Source organism: Pseudomonas sp. 25 R 14, from assembly GCF_900004755.1.
GTDB classification, from domain to species: domain Bacteria; phylum Pseudomonadota; class Gammaproteobacteria; order Pseudomonadales; family Pseudomonadaceae; genus Aquipseudomonas; species Aquipseudomonas brenneri.
The window spans coordinates 60881-78214 of sequence record NZ_CVTS01000049.1; the positions used below are offsets into that span (position 1 = coordinate 60881).

17 protein-coding genes and 1 pseudogene are annotated in these 17334 nt (G+C 60.8%); 13 read left to right on the forward strand and 5 right to left on the reverse strand.

The window, feature by feature from the left end:
* Window positions 1-382: 382 nt before the first annotated feature.
* The gene (locus BFQ03_RS17115; RefSeq protein ID WP_065943611.1) at window positions 383-1975 is read left to right on the forward strand and encodes an ABC transporter substrate-binding protein; all 1593 of its coding nucleotides are present in this window, start codon (window positions 383-385) and stop codon (window positions 1973-1975) included.
* A 47-nt stretch (window positions 1976-2022) separates the two neighbouring features.
* Here BFQ03_RS17115 and radC read toward each other — a convergent pair whose 3' ends face one another.
* Window positions 2023-2697, reverse strand: coding sequence for a RadC family protein (gene radC / locus BFQ03_RS17120; protein WP_032856818.1), 675 nt, complete (start codon window positions 2695-2697; stop codon window positions 2023-2025).
* Between the two features lie 131 nt (window positions 2698-2828).
* Between radC and coaBC the strand changes: the two genes are divergently transcribed.
* The 4 genes and pseudogenes from coaBC to argB all read left to right on the forward strand — a co-directional run bounded on the left by coaBC (window position 2829) and on the right by argB (window position 6980).
* The gene (gene coaBC, locus BFQ03_RS17125) at window positions 2829-4037 is read left to right on the forward strand and encodes a bifunctional phosphopantothenoylcysteine decarboxylase/phosphopantothenate--cysteine ligase CoaBC (RefSeq protein WP_029289805.1); all 1209 of its coding nucleotides are present in this window, start codon (window positions 2829-2831) and stop codon (window positions 4035-4037) included.
* A 5-nt stretch (window positions 4038-4042) separates the two neighbouring features.
* The gene (gene dut, locus BFQ03_RS17130; RefSeq protein ID WP_029289808.1) at window positions 4043-4498 is read left to right on the forward strand and encodes a dUTP diphosphatase; all 456 of its coding nucleotides are present in this window, start codon (window positions 4043-4045) and stop codon (window positions 4496-4498) included.
* Window positions 4499-4646: 148 nt separating this feature from the next.
* A pseudogene (locus BFQ03_RS17135) lies at window positions 4647-6053 on the forward strand (phosphomannomutase/phosphoglucomutase); the annotation flags it as partial.
* A gap of 21 nt (window positions 6054-6074) precedes the next feature.
* Window positions 6075-6980 (forward strand): acetylglutamate kinase, encoded by a 906-nt coding sequence (gene argB, locus BFQ03_RS17140; protein ID WP_029289812.1) that lies wholly within the window; start codon window positions 6075-6077, stop codon window positions 6978-6980.
* Window positions 6981-7146: 166 nt separating this feature from the next.
* On the opposite strand, the gene pyrE is transcribed toward argB, so the two are convergent.
* Window positions 7147-7791 carry an orotate phosphoribosyltransferase gene (gene pyrE / locus BFQ03_RS17145; RefSeq protein WP_021492595.1) on the reverse strand — a complete coding sequence of 215 codons (645 nt, stop codon included), beginning with the start codon at window positions 7789-7791 and terminating at the stop codon, window positions 7147-7149.
* An 82-nt stretch (window positions 7792-7873) separates the two neighbouring features.
* On the opposite strand from pyrE, the gene BFQ03_RS17150 reads away from it, so the two are divergent.
* The gene (locus BFQ03_RS17150; RefSeq protein ID WP_029289816.1) at window positions 7874-8653 is read left to right on the forward strand and encodes an exodeoxyribonuclease III; all 780 of its coding nucleotides are present in this window, start codon (window positions 7874-7876) and stop codon (window positions 8651-8653) included.
* Window positions 8654-8711: 58 nt separating this feature from the next.
* On the opposite strand, the gene BFQ03_RS17155 is transcribed toward BFQ03_RS17150, so the two are convergent.
* Both BFQ03_RS17155 and rph read right to left on the reverse strand, forming a co-directional pair.
* Complete coding sequence (locus BFQ03_RS17155; RefSeq protein ID WP_065943612.1) at window positions 8712-9080, reverse strand: DUF4870 domain-containing protein; 369 nt, start codon at window positions 9078-9080, stop codon at window positions 8712-8714.
* A 23-nt stretch (window positions 9081-9103) separates the two neighbouring features.
* Complete coding sequence (rph, locus tag BFQ03_RS17160) at window positions 9104-9826, reverse strand: ribonuclease PH (RefSeq protein WP_029289820.1); 723 nt, start codon at window positions 9824-9826, stop codon at window positions 9104-9106.
* 232 nt (window positions 9827-10058) lie between these two features.
* Between rph and BFQ03_RS17165 the strand changes: the two genes are divergently transcribed.
* From BFQ03_RS17165 to BFQ03_RS17195, 7 genes are all read left to right on the forward strand, one after another.
* Window positions 10059-10922, forward strand: coding sequence for a YicC/YloC family endoribonuclease (locus BFQ03_RS17165; RefSeq protein WP_032856813.1), 864 nt, complete (start codon window positions 10059-10061; stop codon window positions 10920-10922).
* A 10-nt stretch (window positions 10923-10932) separates the two neighbouring features.
* Entirely contained in the window at window positions 10933-11553 is a 621-nt protein-coding gene (gmk, locus tag BFQ03_RS17170; RefSeq protein ID WP_032856812.1) for a guanylate kinase, read from the forward strand.
* A 167-nt stretch (window positions 11554-11720) separates the two neighbouring features.
* The gene (rpoZ, locus tag BFQ03_RS17175) at window positions 11721-11984 is read left to right on the forward strand and encodes a DNA-directed RNA polymerase subunit omega (RefSeq protein ID WP_032856811.1); all 264 of its coding nucleotides are present in this window, start codon (window positions 11721-11723) and stop codon (window positions 11982-11984) included.
* Between the two features lie 60 nt (window positions 11985-12044).
* A complete protein-coding gene (gene spoT / locus BFQ03_RS17180) occupies window positions 12045-14150 on the forward strand; it encodes a bifunctional GTP diphosphokinase/guanosine-3',5'-bis pyrophosphate 3'-pyrophosphohydrolase (RefSeq protein ID WP_032856810.1) in 2106 nt (701 codons plus the stop codon).
* Between the two features lie 38 nt (window positions 14151-14188).
* On the forward strand, window positions 14189-14569 hold the full coding sequence (locus tag BFQ03_RS17185; RefSeq protein ID WP_025130815.1) for a RidA family protein: 381 nt from the start codon (window positions 14189-14191) through the stop codon (window positions 14567-14569).
* Window positions 14570-14624: 55 nt separating this feature from the next.
* Window positions 14625-15368 carry a hypothetical protein gene (locus BFQ03_RS17190; RefSeq protein ID WP_032856809.1) on the forward strand — a complete coding sequence of 248 codons (744 nt, stop codon included), beginning with the start codon at window positions 14625-14627 and terminating at the stop codon, window positions 15366-15368.
* Between the two features lie 65 nt (window positions 15369-15433).
* Complete coding sequence (locus BFQ03_RS17195) at window positions 15434-16168, forward strand: hypothetical protein (protein WP_032856808.1); 735 nt, start codon at window positions 15434-15436, stop codon at window positions 16166-16168.
* A 44-nt stretch (window positions 16169-16212) separates the two neighbouring features.
* Here the strand turns inward: BFQ03_RS17195 and BFQ03_RS17200 are convergent, their stop codons facing one another.
* Window positions 16213-17064: an NAD-dependent epimerase/dehydratase family protein gene (locus BFQ03_RS17200; protein ID WP_032856806.1), complete on the reverse strand. Its 852-nt coding sequence runs from the start codon at window positions 17062-17064 to the stop codon at window positions 16213-16215.
* Window positions 17065-17334 lie beyond the last annotated feature (270 nt).

Consider the following 17334-nt stretch of genomic DNA (forward strand, 5'->3'; position numbering starts at 1 on the left):
GCCGCGTTTCTTTAAGGGTCTTACCGGCTACACCTACAGTGAAGGAACCGGGCCCCTAGAAAAGAGCGCTGCTTTATACCAGAAAGACCCCAGTGCAACAACAGCCGGTGTGTTTTTCCCGCTGTAAATCTCGCCCACACAGGCCCCAAGTGCAGCCAGGATGGGCCGCTGTACAATTGAACCGCTCGTCGCACCGAATGTTTTATCGCTGCTACGTGTACGCCAGGGCGCCGGGCAAAATGATCTGCAGTGCCATCAAAACAGCATTTACGGCCCCTGCACAGGTAAATATGGGCTAGTCATTTGCCAATCAGCCTACTACGGTAGGACTTTTCCAGACTGCACTCGCAGATGGGCCTTCGATCTGCACAGGAAACCGACCATGCGTCTCGCTGCCCTACCCTTATTGCTCGCCCCGCTCTTCCTCGCCCCGCTGGCCCAGGCAGCCTCTACGCTGAGCGTCTGCACCGAGGCCAGCCCCGAAGGGTTCGATGTGGTGCAATACAACTCGCTGACCACCACCAACGCCTCGGCGGATGTGCTGATGAACCGCCTGGTGGACTTCGACGCCGCGAGCGGCAAGCTGGTGCCGAGCCTGGCCGATAGCTGGGAAGTCTCGCCGGACGGCCTGACCTACACCTTTAAATTGCACCCGGACGTCAAATTCCACCGCACCGCGTACTTCAGCCCGAGCCGCAGCCTGACCGCCGAAGACGTGCGTTTCAGCTTCGAGCGCATGCTCGACCCGGCCAACCCCTGGCACAAGATCGCCCAGAGCGGCTTCCCCCATGCCCAGTCGTTGCAACTGCCAGCGCTGATCAAAAAGATCGACGCCCTGGACCCGCTGACCGTGCGTTTTACCCTGGATCACGCCGACTCCACGTTCCTTGCCGCGCTGAGCATGGGCTTTGCCTCGATCTACCCGGCCGAATACGCAGGCAAGCTGCTCAAGGCCGGCACCCCGGAAAAGCTCAATAGCCAACCCATCGGCACCGGGCCGTTCGTGTTCGGGCGCTTCCAGAAAGATGCGGCCATTCGCTACAAGGCCAACCCGGATTACTTTGCCGGCAAACCGGCTGTGGATAACTTGATCTTTGCCATCACCCCGGACGCCAATGTGCGCTTGCAGAAGCTGCGCCGGGATGAATGCCAGATTGCCTTGTCGCCCAAGCCCCTGGATATCGGTGAGGCGCAAAAGGACGCAGTGCTCAAGGTGGAAAAAACTGCCGCCTTCATGACGGCCTTTGTCGCCATCAACAGCCAGCACCCGCCACTGGACAAACCCGAAGTGCGCCAGGCAATCAACCTGGCCTTCGACAAGGCCAGCTACCTCAAGGCTGTGTTTGAAGGCACCGCCGAAGCTGCCAATGGGCCTTACCCGCCCAATACCTGGGGTTTTGCCAAGGAGCTGCCGGGGTATCCACAGGACATCGCCAAGGCCAAGGGGCTGCTGGATCGCGCCGGGCTCAAGGACGGTTTCAAGACCACTATCTGGACCCGGCCATCTGGCAGCCTGCTCAATCCCAACCCGAGCCTGGGCGCCCAGCTATTGCAGGCCGACCTGGCCAAGATCGGCATCCAGGCAGAGATCCGCGTGATCGAATGGGGCGAGCTGATCCGCCGCGCCAAGGCCGGTGAGCACGACCTGCTGTTCATGGGCTGGGCCGGCGACAATGGCGACCCGGACAACTTCCTGACCCCGCAGTTTTCCTGCGCGGCGGTCAAATCCGGCACCAACTTCGCCCGTTACTGCGACCCGGCTCTGGACAAGCTGATCAGCGCTGGCAAGACCACCAACGAGCAAGGCGTGCGCAGCAAGCTGTACCAACAGGCGCAGGCGCAGATCCAACAGCAGGCGCTATGGTTGCCACTGGCTCACCCGACGGCCTTTGCCCTGACACGCAAGAATGTCGAGGGGTACCAGGTCAGCCCGTTTGGGCGGCAGGACTTCTCCAAAGTCAGCGTCAAACCCTGACCCGCCCCTTGTAGGAACCGGCTTGCCGGCTCCTACAAGGGATTGCGTTATATCCATCCATATTCGGCCATCGACAGCGGGTCACCATCGCCGACAATAATGTGATCCAGTACCCGCACATCCACCAGATCCAGGGCCTTTTGCAGCACTTTGGTCAATTTTCGATCAGCAATGCTCGGCTCGGTGCTCCCGGATGGATGGTTGTGACACAGGATCAATGCCGCAGCGTTGTAGTCCAGGGCGCGCTTGACCACTTGTCGCGGGTAGACCGTAGCGCTGTCGATGGTGCCCTGGAACAATGCTTCGAAGCCCAGCACCCGATGCCTTGAGTCGAGAAACAGGCAACCAAATATCTCGTGGGGCTCATGACGCAGCAGGGCCTTGAGGTAATCACGCACCGCCACCGGGCTTTCCAGCACCGACTCATTACGCACATGCTCGGCCAGATGGCGCCGACCCATTTCCAGCACAGCCTGCAGTTGGGCAAACTTCGCCGGCCCCAGGCCCAGATGCTGGATGAATACGCTCTGCCGGGCCTCCAGCAGCGCACGCAGGCTGCCAAATTGCGCCAACAGATGGCGCGCCAGGTCCACGGCACTTTTACCCGAGACGCCGGTACGCAGGAAAATCGCCAGCAGCTCGGCATCCGAGAGACTCGCCGCCCCCAACTCCAAAAGCTTCTCCCGTGGCCGCTCCGCCACAGGCCAGTTGCGAATACTCATGGCACCTCCGTGTGCATGTGCGCCGCTGTTGCATGGCGGGCGCTGTGTTATCTTAGCCGCTCTTTTTTGCGCGCGATTTCACCTGGGGAGGGGGGATCGCAACGCCATCACTGAACTGGAAAGGCAAACCAATGCAGCGTCTGTATCGGAAACGCATCGTTCTCGGCGTCGGCGGCGGCATTGCCGCCTACAAGAGCGCAGAGTTGGTTCGCAGGCTCCTGGACCAGGGCGCCGAAGTGCGTGTGGTCATGACCCGTGGCGGCAGTGAGTTCATCACCCCGCTGACCATGCAGGCCCTGTCCGGCCACCCGGTTCACCTGGATTTGCTGGACCCGGCCGCCGAAGCTGCCATGGGTCATATCGAGCTGGCAAAATGGGCCGACCTGGTGCTGATCGCACCCGCCACTGCCGACCTGATCGCCCGCCTCGCCCAAGGCATTGCCGACGATCTGCTGACCACACTGGTACTGGCCACCGACGCCACTGTCGCCATCGCTCCCGCGATGAACCAGGCCATGTGGCGCGACCCGGCGACCCAGGCCAACACCCAACTGCTGCAAAGCCGTGGCCTCAAGGTCTTCGGCCCGGCCTCCGGCAGCCAGGCCTGTGGCGACGTCGGCCTGGGCCGCATGCTCGAAGCCACCGACCTGGCGCTGTGCGCCGCCGAGTGCTTCCAGCACCTGGCCCTGACCGGCAAGCACGTGCTGATTACCGCCGGCCCGACCCAGGAAAACATCGACCCGGTGCGCTACATCACCAACCATAGCTCAGGGAAAATGGGCTTTGCCCTGGCTGAAGCGGCGGTTGAGGCAGGCGCGCGCGTGACCCTGATCACAGGCCCAGTGCATCTGCCAACCCCAGACCGGGTCACCCGCATCGACGTAGTCAGCGCCCGCGACATGCTTGCGGCCTGTGAGGCAGCGATTCCCTGCGATGTGTTTATCGCTTCGGCAGCGGTCGCAGACTACCGCCCGGAAGTGGTTGCGCCGCAAAAACTCAAGAAAGACCCTACAAGCGGCGACGGCCTGCTCCTGCAAATGGTGCGCAACCCGGACATTTTGGCCACCATCGCCACCCGCGCGGATCGTCCGTTCAGCGTCGGTTTCGCCGCCGAGACCGAAAACCTGCTGGACTACGCCGCACGCAAACTCAAAGACAAAAACCTCGACCTGATCGTTGCCAATGATGTCGCCAACCCGAGTATCGGCTTCAACAGCGAGGAAAACGCTTGCAGCGTGATTGACCGCGAACTGCACGCCACCCTTTTCGCCCAGACCAGCAAGGGCAAGATTGCCCGCCAACTGATCTCTTTTATCGCCCAACGGCTGAACCAGGTTTAATTTCCATGCACGCTTTGCAAGCCAAGATCCTCGACCCCCGCATCGGCAGCGAATTCCCACTGCCGGCCTACGCCACACCGGGCTCCGCCGGCCTGGACCTGCGCGCCATGCTCAAGCAGGACACCGTCCTTGAGCCGGGCCAGACTCTGCTGATCCCCACCGGCCTGTCGATCTACGTCGGCGATCCCGGCCTGGCAGCGCTGATCCTGCCGCGCTCCGGCCTGGGTCACAAACACGGGATCGTGCTGGGCAACCTCGTGGGCCTGATCGACTCCGACTACCAGGGCGAATTGATGGTCTCGTGCTGGAACCGTGGCCAGACCGCTTTCAACATCGCCGTCGGCGAGCGCATCGCTCAACTGGTCCTGGTGCCGGTGGTGCAAGCGCATTTCGAGCTGGTGACCGAGTTCGACGAAACCCAGCGTGGCGCGGGCGGTTTCGGGCATTCCGGCAGCCACTGACTACGCTCAGGCATGCCGGGCTCTGCGTCCGACATGCCCCGATGGCATTTTCGCACCACGAACTCTAGGGCAAAAACGCCGTCTTACCCTTCAGTTTGAGCCTGCCGGTCGCCACATTCAGGCCTGTCCGTACCGTATCGATGGAGTTTCCCCAGTGATGAGCAACGCAGCCCCAGTCGCACCGACGTTTCCCGACAGCATTTTCCGCGCCTACGACATCCGTGGCGTCGTGCCGAAAACCCTGACCGCCGAAACCGCCTACTGGATCGGCCGCGCCATCGGCTCCCAGAGCCTGGCCCAGGGCGAGCCCAACGTCTCGGTAGGCCGTGATGGCCGCCTGTCCGGCCCCGAGCTGGTGGAGCGCCTGATCCAGGGCCTGGCCGACAGCGGCTGCCATGTCAGCGACGTCGGCCTGGTGCCGACCCCGGCGCTGTACTACGCCGCCAACGTGCTGGCCGGCAAGTCGGGCGTCATGCTCACCGGCAGCCACAACCCGTCGGACTACAACGGCTTCAAGATCGTGATCGCCGGCGACACCCTGGCCAACGAACAGATCCAGGCCCTGCACACGCGCCTGAAAACCAACGACCTGACCAGCGGCAAAGGCAGCATCACCCAGGTCGATATCCTCCAGCGGTATTCGGATGAAATCACCCGTGACGTCAAGCTTGAGCGTCGCCTGAAGGTCGTGGTGGACTGCGGCAACGGCGCAGCCGGCGTGATAGCTCCGCAATTGCTCGAAGCCCTGAACTGCGAAGTGATCCCGCTGTTCTGCGACGTCGACGGCCACTTCCCCAACCATCACCCGGACCCGGGCAAACCTGAAAACCTGGTGGATCTGATCGCCAAGGTCGAAGAAGTGAGCGCCGATCTCGGCCTGGCCTTCGATGGCGACGGCGACCGCGTGGGCGTGGTGACCAACACCGGCAGCATCGTGTTCCCCGACCGCCTGCTGATGCTGTTCGCCCGCGACGTGGTGGCGCGCAACCCAGGCGCCGAGATTATTTTTGACGTGAAGTGCACCCGTCGCCTGACACCGCTGATCAAGGAATACGGTGGCCGTCCGCTGATGTGGAAGACCGGTCACTCGTTGATCAAAAAGAAAATGAAGGAAACCGGCGCCCTACTGGCCGGCGAAATGAGCGGCCACGTGTTCTTCAAGGAGCGCTGGTTCGGTTTTGACGACGGCATCTACAGTGCCGCGCGCCTGCTGGAGATCCTCAGCAAGGAGAAATCCAGCGCCGAAGATCTGTTCGAGACCTTCCCGAACGATATTTCCACGCCGGAAATCAATATCCATGTGACCGAAGAGAGCAAATTCAGCATCATTGACGCACTGCACGATGCGCAATGGGGTGAAGGCGCCAACCTGACCACCATTGATGGTGTGCGAGTCGATTATGCCGAAGGCTGGGGCCTGGTTCGCGCGTCCAACACCACGCCGGTGCTGGTCCTGCGTTTCGAGGCGGATACCGAGGCCGAGTTGCAGCGCATCAAGGACGTGTTCCACGCCCAGTTGAAACGTGTTGCCCCTGATCTCCAACTACCGTTCTGATTATTTGCCCCGGAGCCCTGAATGACCCTCGAACGCGAAGCCGCCGCCAACACCGCCAAGGTCCTTTCCGAAGCGCTTCCTTACATTCGACGCTACGTCGGCAAGACGCTGGTGATCAAGTACGGCGGCAATGCCATGGAAAGCGACGAGCTGAAAACCGGCTTTGCCCGCGACATCGTGTTGATGAAAGCCGTCGGGATCAACCCGGTGGTGGTGCACGGCGGCGGGCCGCAGATCGGTGACCTGCTCAAGCGCTTGTCCATCGAGAGTCATTTCATCGACGGCATGCGCGTCACCGATGCACAGACCATGGACGTGGTGGAGATGGTCCTCGGCGGCCAGGTGAACAAAGACATCGTCAACCTGATCAACCGCCACGGCGGCAGCGCTATCGGCCTGACCGGCAAGGACGCCGAACTGATCCGCGCGAAGAAACTTACCGTGACCCGCAAGACCCCTGAGATGACCCAGCCGGAAATCATCGACATCGGCCAGGTAGGCGAAGTGATCGGCATCAACACCGACTTGCTGAACCTGCTGGTCAAGGGCGACTTCATTCCGGTGATTGCGCCGATCGGCGTGGGTGCCAACGGTGAGTCCTACAACATCAACGCCGACCTGGTCGCCGGCAAAGTTGCCGAGGCCCTGAAGGCCGAGAAGCTGATGTTGCTGACCAACATCGCCGGCCTGATGGACAAGGAAGGCAAGGTCCTGACCGGCCTGACCACCCAGCAGGTCGACGATTTGATCGCCGACGGCACCATCTACGGCGGCATGCTGCCGAAGATCCGCTGCGCACTGGAGGCGGTGCAAGGTGGTGTTGGCAGCTCGTTGATCATCGATGGCCGGGTGCCGAACGCAGTGTTGCTGGAGATCTTCACCGATACCGGCATGGGCACGCTGATCAGCAATCGCAAGCGTCCTTAAGCACCAGAAAACACAAGGCCCCGCTCAATCAAATTGAGCGGGGCCTTTTGTTTGCACGCGATCCAAATGTGGGAGCGGGCTTGCTCGCGAAAGCGGAGTGTCAGTCACTGAATATGTTTCTGACCTACCGTATTCGCGAGCAAGCCCGCTCCCACAGGGTTCGGTGTCAGACGCCGAATTGCTCGCGGTATGCACGAACAGCCGGCAGGTGCTGCTTGAGCTGTGGGTCGTCTTCGAGGAACTGCAACACCTGGTTCAGCGAGACAATGCTCACCACCGGGATTCCGAAGTCACGCTCCACTTCCTGGATCGCCGACAACTCACCGTTGCCACGCTCCTGGCGGTTCAGTGCGATCAATACGCCAGCGGCCTTGGCGCCATCCTGGGACGCAATGATCTGCATCACTTCGCGGATCGCGGTGCCGGCGGTGATCACGTCGTCGATGATCAGCACGTCGCCGGTCAACGGTGCGCCGACCAGGCTGCCGCCTTCGCCATGGGCCTTGGCTTCCTTGCGGTTGAAGCACCACGGCAGATCCCGGCCGTGATGTTCAGCCAGGGCCACTGCGGTCGCAGCAGCCAACGGAATGCCTTTGTAGGCTGGGCCAAACAGCACGTCGAAGGAAATGCCGCTTTCAACGATGGCAGCCGCGTAGAAACGCCCCAGTTGCGCCAGGGCAGAACCCGAGTTGAACAGGCCGGCATTAAAGAAGTATGGGCTGGTGCGCCCGGACTTGAGGGTGAACTCACCGAAGCGCAAAACCCCGCGATCGATGGCAAAACGAATGAAATCGCGTTGATACGCCTGCATGAAAAAAGCCTCAGATACCACGGATTTAGCTAAATAGGTAGACGGCGTGTATCATACACGCACGCGATTTTTGGGGCCATTTATGCGGATCATCAGTGTGAACGTTAATGGTATTCAGGCTGCAGTCGAGCGTGGTTTGCTCAGTTGGCTGCAAGCCCAGAATGCCGACGTCATCTGCCTGCAGGACACCCGCGCCTCCGCCTTTGAACTGGACGACCCAGCCTTCCAACTGGATGGCTACTTCCTTTATGCCTGTGATGCCGAAGTCCCTGCCCAAGGTGGCGTGGCTCTGTACTCACGGTTGCAACCCAAGGCGGTCATCAGCGGCCTCGGCTTCGAGACAGCCGATCGCTACGGGCGCTACCTGCAAGCCGATTTCGACAAAGTCAGTATTGCTACCTTGCTGCTCCCTTCGGGGATGAACGGCGATGAAGACTTGAACCAGAAGTTCAAGCTAATGGACGATTTCGCCCGCTATCTGGATAAACAGCGACGCAAACGCCGCGAGTACATTTATTGTGGCTCGTTGTATGTGGCGCAACAGAAGCTGGATATCAAGAACTGGCGCGACAGCCAGCAATCCCCGGGTTTCCTGGCGCCGGAACGGGCCTGGATGGACGAGATTGTCGGCAACATGGGTTATGTAGATGCCCTGCGTGAAGTCAGCCGCGAAGGTGACCAGTACAGTTGGTGGCCGGACAACGAACAGGCCGAGATGCTCAATCTGGGCTGGCGTTTTGACTACCAACTGCTGACCCCCGGCCTGCGCCGGTTTGTCCGCAGCGCACGCCTGCCGCGTCAACCGCGCTTCTCGCAACATGCGCCGTTGATCGTGGATTACGACTGGACCTTGACCATCTGAGGTCAATATCCAGGTACAAAAAAACCGACATCGCTGTCGGTTTTTTTGTGGGCGATCATTATTTGATCAATCGCCATGTGCACGGGTAGCGATAGGCAATGCCTTTATTGGCCTTGATGCCCCCAATGATGGTCAGCACCAGCGCGGCAATCACCAACACCGCCATCATCAGGAAACCAATGACCACAAAACCCAGGACAAAGCAGACCAGCCAGGCAATGGCCACGGTCAGCTGGAAGTTCAGCGCTTCCTTGCCCTGATCATCGATCAGCGGGTCCATGTCCTTTTTCACCTGCCACAGGATCAACGGCCCCAGCACGCTGCCAAACGGAAACACCAGGCCGAGGAACGCCGCGAAATGACAGAGCATGGCCCACTGGCGCACTTCCTTGGTCTGGGCTGGCACAGGAAGCTGGTTGTCACTCATGGCGTTGCTCCTTAAGGCTGGTTTCAGTCAGCCAGTGCGGCGGTCTGTAGTTCGAAGATTTCGCTCATGCCTTTCTGGGCCAGGGCCAGCATGGCGTTCAGGTCTGCCGGCTGGAACGGCGCGCCTTCGGCGGTGCCCTGCACTTCGATGAAACCACCGGTGCTGGTCATGACCACGTTCAGGTCGGTCTCGGCCGCCGAGTCCTCCAGGTAGTCCAGGTCCAGCACCGGCTCGCCCTGATACATGCCCACCGAAACGGCGGCAATCATCTGCTTGAGCGGGTCGCCGCCTTTCAGGCCGCCGCGCTTCTTGATTACTTTCAACGCATCAACCAGGGCCACCATGGCGCCAGTAATGGATGCGGTGCGAGTGCCGCCGTCGGCCTGGATCACGTCGCAGTCGACGTACAGGGTCACGTCGCCCAGTTTAGACATGTCCAGCGCCGCGCGCAGGGAGCGGCCGATCAGGCGCTGGATCTCCAGGGTGCGGCCGCCTTGCTTGCCACGGCTGGCTTCACGCTGGTTACGCTCGCCGGTGGCGCGCGGCAACATGCCGTATTCGGCGGTCAACCAACCCTGGCCCTGGCCCTTGAGGAAACGTGGCACGCCATTTTCAACGCTGACGGTGCAGATGACCTTGGTATCGCCAAACTCGACCAGTACAGATCCCTCGGCGTGTTTGGTGTAGTTGCGGGTGATGCGGATCGAGCGGAGCTGATCGGCAGCGCGACCACTTGGACGTTTCATAGGGGATACCTGTACTGAGGACGAAAAACTGCCGAGCATTATAGAGCCGCAGGCCACTTCTCGGCACTGCTAATAAATTCGGTTACGAATAGACACCCCTGGCACCCTTTGTCACAGCCAGCATTTGGGGGCGCTCGCCCCGTTGCGCTACAATCCTGCGCCTTCGCAGCCACTTGGCTTCAATCTACCTATCAGCCCGCCCGTTTGCGGGACTGTATCGCGAGGTACCTCCATGGTGCATAGCATGACCGCCTTCGCCCGCGTCGAAAAAGCCGGCGTCCAGGGCACCTTGAGCTGGGAATTGCGCTCGGTCAACAGCCGCTACCTGGAGCCGCACCTGCGCCTGCCCGAGTCCTTTCGCGACCTTGAAGGCGCAGTGCGCGAAGCCCTGCGCGCCGGCATCTCGCGCGGCAAGCTGGAATGCACCCTGCGCTTTACCGAAGAAACCACCGGCAAGCCACTGCAGGTTGACCGCGAGCGCGCTGCACAGTTGGTCGCCGCCGCCGAAACCATTGCCAGCCTGATCAAGCAGCCAGCGGCCCTGAACCCCCTGGAAGTCCTGGCCTGGCCCGGCGTACTGGTGGCCGACGCCACTGACCCGCAGGCGCTGAACGCCGAAGCCCTGACCCTGTTCAACCAGGGCCTCAAGGAGCTCAAGGCCGGCCGTGAGCGCGAAGGCGCCGAACTGGCCCGCCTGATCAATGAGCGCCTGACGGCCATCGAAGAAGACGTCGTGACCCTGCGCGAACTGGTGCCGCAAATGCTGGCCACCCAGCGCCAGAAGGTGCTCGACCGCTTCACCGACATGAAGGCCGACCTCGACCCGGTACGCTTGGAACAGGAAATGGTCCTGCTCGCGCAAAAAAGCGACGTCGCCGAAGAACTCGACCGCCTGAGCACCCACATCCTGGAAGTGCGCCGCGTGCTCAAGTCGGCTGGTGCCGCTGGTCGGCGCCTGGACTTCCTGATGCAGGAACTCAACCGCGAAGCCAATACACTGGGCTCCAAAGCCTTCGATCCGCGTAGTACCCAGGCTGCGGTCAACCTCAAAGTGTTGATCGAGCAAATGCGCGAACAAGTACAGAATATTGAGTAAGGCAACTCCCATGACCCACAGCACCGGCACCCTGTACATCATTTCCGCCCCCTCGGGCGCGGGCAAAAGCAGCCTGGTCAAGGCCCTGACTGACGCCAACCCGGAGATCCGCGTGTCGGTCTCCCACACCACTCGCGCCATGCGTCCCGGTGAGGTGAACGGCGTGAACTATCACTTCGTCGAGCGCAGCGAGTTCGTGAAGATGATCGAACATGGCGACTTCCTGGAGCGTGCCGAAGTGTTCGGCAATCTCTATGGCACGTCCCAGAGCCATTTGCAGCAGACCCTGGACGAAGGCCACGACCTGATCCTGGAAATCGACTGGCAGGGCGCCGAACAGGTGCGCCAATTGATGCCCAAGGCGCGTTCGATCTTCATTCTGCCGCCGTCCCTGGAGGCCTTGCACCAGCGCCTGACCAATCGCGGCCAGGACAGTGACGAGATCATCGACGGGCGCATGCGCGAAGCCGTCAGCGAAATGAGCCACTATGTCGACTACGACTACCTGATCATCAACGACGATTTTGCCCACGCCCTGGATGACCTGAAGGCGATTTTCCGCGCCAATCAGCTCCAGCAAAAACGCCAACAGCAGCGTTTTGGCAAATTGCTGGCCGAACTGCTCGGTTGAATGGCTCTTCCCAAAACCGCTGCAAGAGCCTTACATTGGCACTTGTAGCGTGTTTGCCGGGGCCTGCGCAAAATCAGCGCTTCCCTAAACGCTGGTGATTTTTTAAACTGTTGAGTCCGCTCGCCCAACCGGGCAGCGCGCATCTTGCATTCGCTCCGAGGAATACCATGGCCCGCGTAACCGTTGAAGACTGCCTAGAACACGTGGATAACCGCTTTGAGCTGGTCATGCTCTCTACCAAGCGTGCCCGTCAATTGGCCACTGGCGGCAAAGAGCCGTTGCTCAATTGGGAAAATGACAAGCCTACCGTTATGGCCCTGCGCGAAATCGCTGCCGGCGTGATGAGCTATGACTACATCGCCAGCGCTGAAATCGTTGAAGACGAACCGCTGTTTGCAGCGTTCGAGGACGAGTCCAACGAGGCCGTCTAAGCCTATGCCTGGTCGACGTAGCACGGCGCGGGGTCACAGCCTACGGCAGGAGTTAATACTTTGCCGAGCATAGACGCCCTCGCCGATCGCTTATCGACCTACCTCGGTACCGACCAGGTCAACCTGGTCCGCCGAGCGTATTTCTACGCCGAGCAAGCCCACGACGGCCAACGCCGCCGCAGCGGCGAGGCGTACGTCACCCATCCTCTTGCGGTGGCCAATATTCTTGCCGACATGCACATGGACCATCAAAGCCTGATGGCCGCGATGCTGCATGACGTGATCGAAGACACCGGCATTGCCAAGGAAGCGCTCAGTGCGCAATTTGGCGAAACCGTGGCCGACCTGGTCGACGGGGTCAGCAAGCTGACCCAGATGAACTTCGAGACCAAGGCCGAGGCCCAGGCGGAAAACTTCCAGAAGATGGCCATGGCCATGGCCCGGGATATCCGGGTGATCCTGGTCAAGCTGGCCGACCGGCTGCACAACATGCGCACGCTGGAAGTGCTGTCCGGTGAAAAACGCCGGCGCATCGCCAAGGAAACCCTGGAAATCTACGCGCCCATCGCCAACCGGCTGGGCATGCATGCCATTCGTATCGAATTCGAAGACCTTGGCTTCAAGGCGATGCACCCGATGCGCTCGGCGCGCATCTACCAGGCGGTCAAGCGCGCCCGGGGCAATCGCAAGGAAATCGTCAACAAGATCGAAGAGTCCCTGAGCCACTGCCTGGCAATCGACGAGATTGAAGGCGAAGTCAGCGGGCGGCAGAAGCATATCTACGGCATCTACAAGAAGATGCGCGGCAAGCGCCGGGCCTTCAACGAGATCATGGACGTGTATGCGTTCCGGATCATCGTCGACAAGGTCGATACCTGTTACCGCGTGCTGGGCGCTGTACATAATTTGTACAAACCCCTGCCGGGGCGCTTCAAGGACTACATCGCCATTCCCAAGGCCAACGGCTACCAGTCGCTGCATACCACGCTGTTCGGTATGCATGGGGTGCCGATCGAGATCCAGATCCGCACCCGGGAAATGGAAGAGATGGCCAACAACGGCATCGCCGCCCATTGGCTGTACAAATCCAGCGGCGACGAGCAGCCCAAAGGCACCCATGCCCGCGCCCGCCAGTGGGTCAAGGGCGTGTTGGAAATGCAGCAACGCGCTGGCAACTCCCTGGAATTCATCGAAAGCGTGAAGATCGACCTGTTCCCGGACGAGGTCTACGTGTTCACGCCCAAAGGCCGGATCATGGAGCTGCCCAAGGGCTCCACGGCGGTCGACTTTGCCTACGCGGTCCACACCGACGTCGGCAACAGCTGCATCGCATGCCGGATCAATCGTCGCCTGGCCCCGCTGTCGGAACCGCTGCAAAGCGGCTCCACCGTGGAGATCGTCAGCGCGCCAGGGGCCCGGCCGAATCCGGCGTGGCTCAACTTCGTGGTCACCGGCAAGGCACGTACCCATATTCGCCATGCGCTGAAGCTGCAACGCCGCTCCGAGTCCATCAGCCTGGGCGAGCGCCTGCTGAACAAGGTACTCAACGGTTTCGACAGCTCCCTGGAGAAGATCCCCGCCGAGCGCGTACAGGCGATCCTCCACGAGTACCGCCAGGAAACCATCGAAGACCTGCTCGAAGATATCGGCCTGGGCAATCGCATGGCCTACGTCGTCGCCCGCCGCCTGCTGGGCGAAGGCGAGCAACTACCGAGCCCCGAAGGCCCGCTGGCCATTCGCGGCACCGAGGGCCTGGTCCTCAGCTACGCCAAGTGCTGCACGCCGATCCCGGGCGACCCGATTGTCGGGCACCTGTCCGCCGGCAAAGGCATGGTGGTGCACCTGGACAACTGCCGCAATATCAGTGAAATCCGCCACAACCCGGAAAAATGCATCCAGCTGTCATGGGCCAAGGATGTCACCGGCGAATTCAACGTCGAGCTGCGGGTCGAGCTGGAGCACCAGCGCGGGCTGATCGCCTTGCTGGCCAGCAGCGTCAACGCGGCCGATGGCAATATCGAAAAAATCAGCATGGACGAACGCGATGGTCGCATCAGCGTGGTCCAACTGGTGGTCAGCGTGCACGACCGCGTACACCTGGCCCGCGTGATCAAGAAACTGCGTGCCCTGACCGGGGTTATCCGCATCACTCGCATGCGCGCATAACGCCTCCCCTATAGCCCGGACATTACAAGGAGTCATTCATGACCAAGACTGTTATCACCAGCGACAAGGCACCTGCCGCCATCGGTACTTATTCCCAGGCGATCAAGGCGGGCAACACCGTCTACATGTCCGGCCAGATCCCACTGGACCCAAAGACCATGGAGCTGGTTGAAGGCTTCGAAGCCCAGACCGTACAAGTCTTCGAAAACCTCAAGTCGGTAGCCGAAGCAGCGGGCGGTTCGTTCAAGGACATCGTCAAGCTGAACATTTTCCTCACCGACCTGAGCCACTTTGCCAAGGTCAACGAGATCATGGGCAAGTACTTCGAACAACCCTACCCAGCCCGCGCCGCCATTGGCGTTGCCGCCCTGCCCAAGGGTTCGCAGGTTGAGATGGACGCGATTCTGGTCATCGAGTAATACATTCGGCGCAACCCAATAGGTTGCGCCGACTTCGTTTTAAAAGGATTTCGTAATGCGCAAAGCGCTCGTTGCCTCCACGCTGCTCGCCCTACTCCTTGGCGGCTGCGCCAGCAATCCAGCCGACCGGGATGTGAGCGGTACCTGGATCAACCAGGTCGCCATCGATGCGGCGTCCAAGGGCGGCCCTTTGCGTGAAGCCCTGCAAGCCTACGGCCCGAACCTCGAATGGGAGGTCAATACCCGGGCCTACCAGGCGCGCTACTTCAATGGCTTCGAACGGCCTGAAGGCAAGCTGGAGGGTGAAAAGTCAGGCACCTGGAACGTCGACTTCTACGGCAGCTCCACCACCGAACTCAAGCGTGATGGCAAGCAATTGCTGCAAGTGGCCAACGACAACGAGCCCGAACAGCTCTTTGATCGCCCCAAGGACCCTGCCCCCGAAGGCGCACCCCTGGGCGCCAACTTCGAGCGCGCGCTGTACTCGGCTTATATGGGCGGTAGCTGGAAAATCACCAGCGGCAGCGGCAGCGGCGCGACCGTGCAGTTCCAGGCCAACGGCCAAGTGACCGGCCTGCCGGGCGCTGACCAGTATTCGCTGTGCCTGGCAGGCGATTGCGCGTCCATGAGCGGTGGCTACGACAGCATCTGGCTGCAACAAGGCGGCCAGGGCAACCCGTGGATCTTCAGCCGCAATGACAAGCAACTGGAGATTTTCCAGGCGATCAATACGTCCCAGGCCGACGAAGTGCCTTCGTTCACCCCTGGGCCACGCCAGTGGTTGCTGGAAAAACAGTGATACAGAACAAAGGAGCCTACGGGCTCCTTTTTCGTTAGTTACACTCCCTTGTCTCGGACGACCCCATGTTCAAACCACTCCTCATTGGCCTGGCCTTGCTGGGCGGCTGCACCCAAGCGCCGCAACCCGCTGACATCAGTGGGATCTGGATCAACCAGGCCGCCATCGATGCCGCCGCGCAGGGCCGGCCGTTACTCAAGACCCTGAGCGCCAATGGCCGGAACCTGGAGTGGGATATCGATACCCGCACCGCTAGGGCGAATGCCAGCAGTGCCTTTGAGGTTGATGAAGGCCAACTCCTGCCAAAAGCACCCGGCGTATGGACCGTCGACCACAACGGCTATGGCAGTGACGAACTGCAATTAAAGGGTCAGCAACTACTCCAACTGCCTCGCAAGGATCTTCCCGGCCAAGTGTTCCAGCGTCCCTACCCACCCGCCGCAGAGGGTACGCAATGGGGGAACACATTCCGGCAGGCGCTGAACTCAGCCTATATGGGTGGCCAATGGAAAATCCTTGAAGGGCAGGGCGCCGGCGGCACCGTAGTGTTCAACGCGGATGGCAACCTATCGGGACTGGGGAAGAGTGACCGCTACGAGCTATGCCTGGGCGGGGATTGCGCCACTCAGGGCGCCGGCAATGACACCCTGTACCTGGGCAAAGGCGATGTGGGAGACAGCTGGATTTTCGTACGCTACGGCAACACGCTGGAAATTGTCCAGGCGATCAATCATTCCCGGCCAGACGAAGTCCCTCAGTTGAGCCCCGGGCCACGCCAGTGGTTGCTGGAAAAACAGTAACCTAAATGTGGGAACGGGCCCGCTCCCACATTTTCAACCGCGCTTCAGCCTTTGAGGATGGCCGCATAGCCTTCGCGGTAGCTTGGATACGTTGGCGTCCAGCCCAGTGCCTTGGCCCGCGCATTGCTGCACTGCTTGCTGCCCGCGCGCCGCACACTGGCGTCTTCGGCCCACTCGGTGACCCCAAGGTACTCACGCAGCCAGCCCACGACTTCAGACAGCGGCGCAGGCGCGTCGTCGACACCGATATAGACCTTGTCCAACGTACCGCCCTGCTCCACATGCAACAGCAAAAAGGCCAACAGCCCCGCCGCATCATCGACATGTATGCGGTTGCCATATAGAGGCGGCTCAACAGCCACGCGATAGCCTTGACGCACCTGGCTCAACAGCCACTCACGACCCGGACCGTAAATGCCGGTCAAGCGCAGTGTCGTGGCTGGGATACCGCTGTCGAATGCCACTTGCTCGGCTTCCAGCATCACCTGCCCAGAATAGCCAACGGCCTGGGTGGCCGAGGTTTCATCGACCCACTCGCCATCCTGCTGGCCGTAGACGCTGCTGCTGGAGACGAAAACAAGATGTTTGGGCTCCTGGCCATAGTCGCCCAGCCACTCCAACACATGCTCCAGGCCCTGGACATAAGCCTTGCGATAGCCCGCCTCGTCGTGATCGGTTGCAGCGGCGCAGTACACCAGGTAATCCACGCCGCCGATCGGCCACGTGTCGGGACACTCTTTATTGAACAGGTCACCGGCAATGCCAATCACCCCTTCCGGCAGGCGCGAGACATTACGTCGCAGGCCATGCACCTCCCATCCCGCGGCCAGCAATTGACTTGCCAGCCGGCTCCCTACATCACCACAACCGGCAATCACCACAGAAGGCGCAGACATCACAAAACTCCGTTCTCAAAGGTCTAGATTAGCCCTCGCAGGTGACCAGCGGCCAGGAAAAGCACAAATAAAGTTACTGTATTACTTCTGTTAACAAGAATTACTTGCAATAATAACCGCCCGTTTGTCCTCGGCCGCCCTCCGGCCTGGCAGGACAATTACTTATTTTCAACTCTCAGGTCCGGCCAGCATGACACGCAATAACCTCCCCGCTTCGCCAACCAAGCCTCACAGCCCGTCCCGCGCCTGGCGCGCGATTGCTGCGGTGCT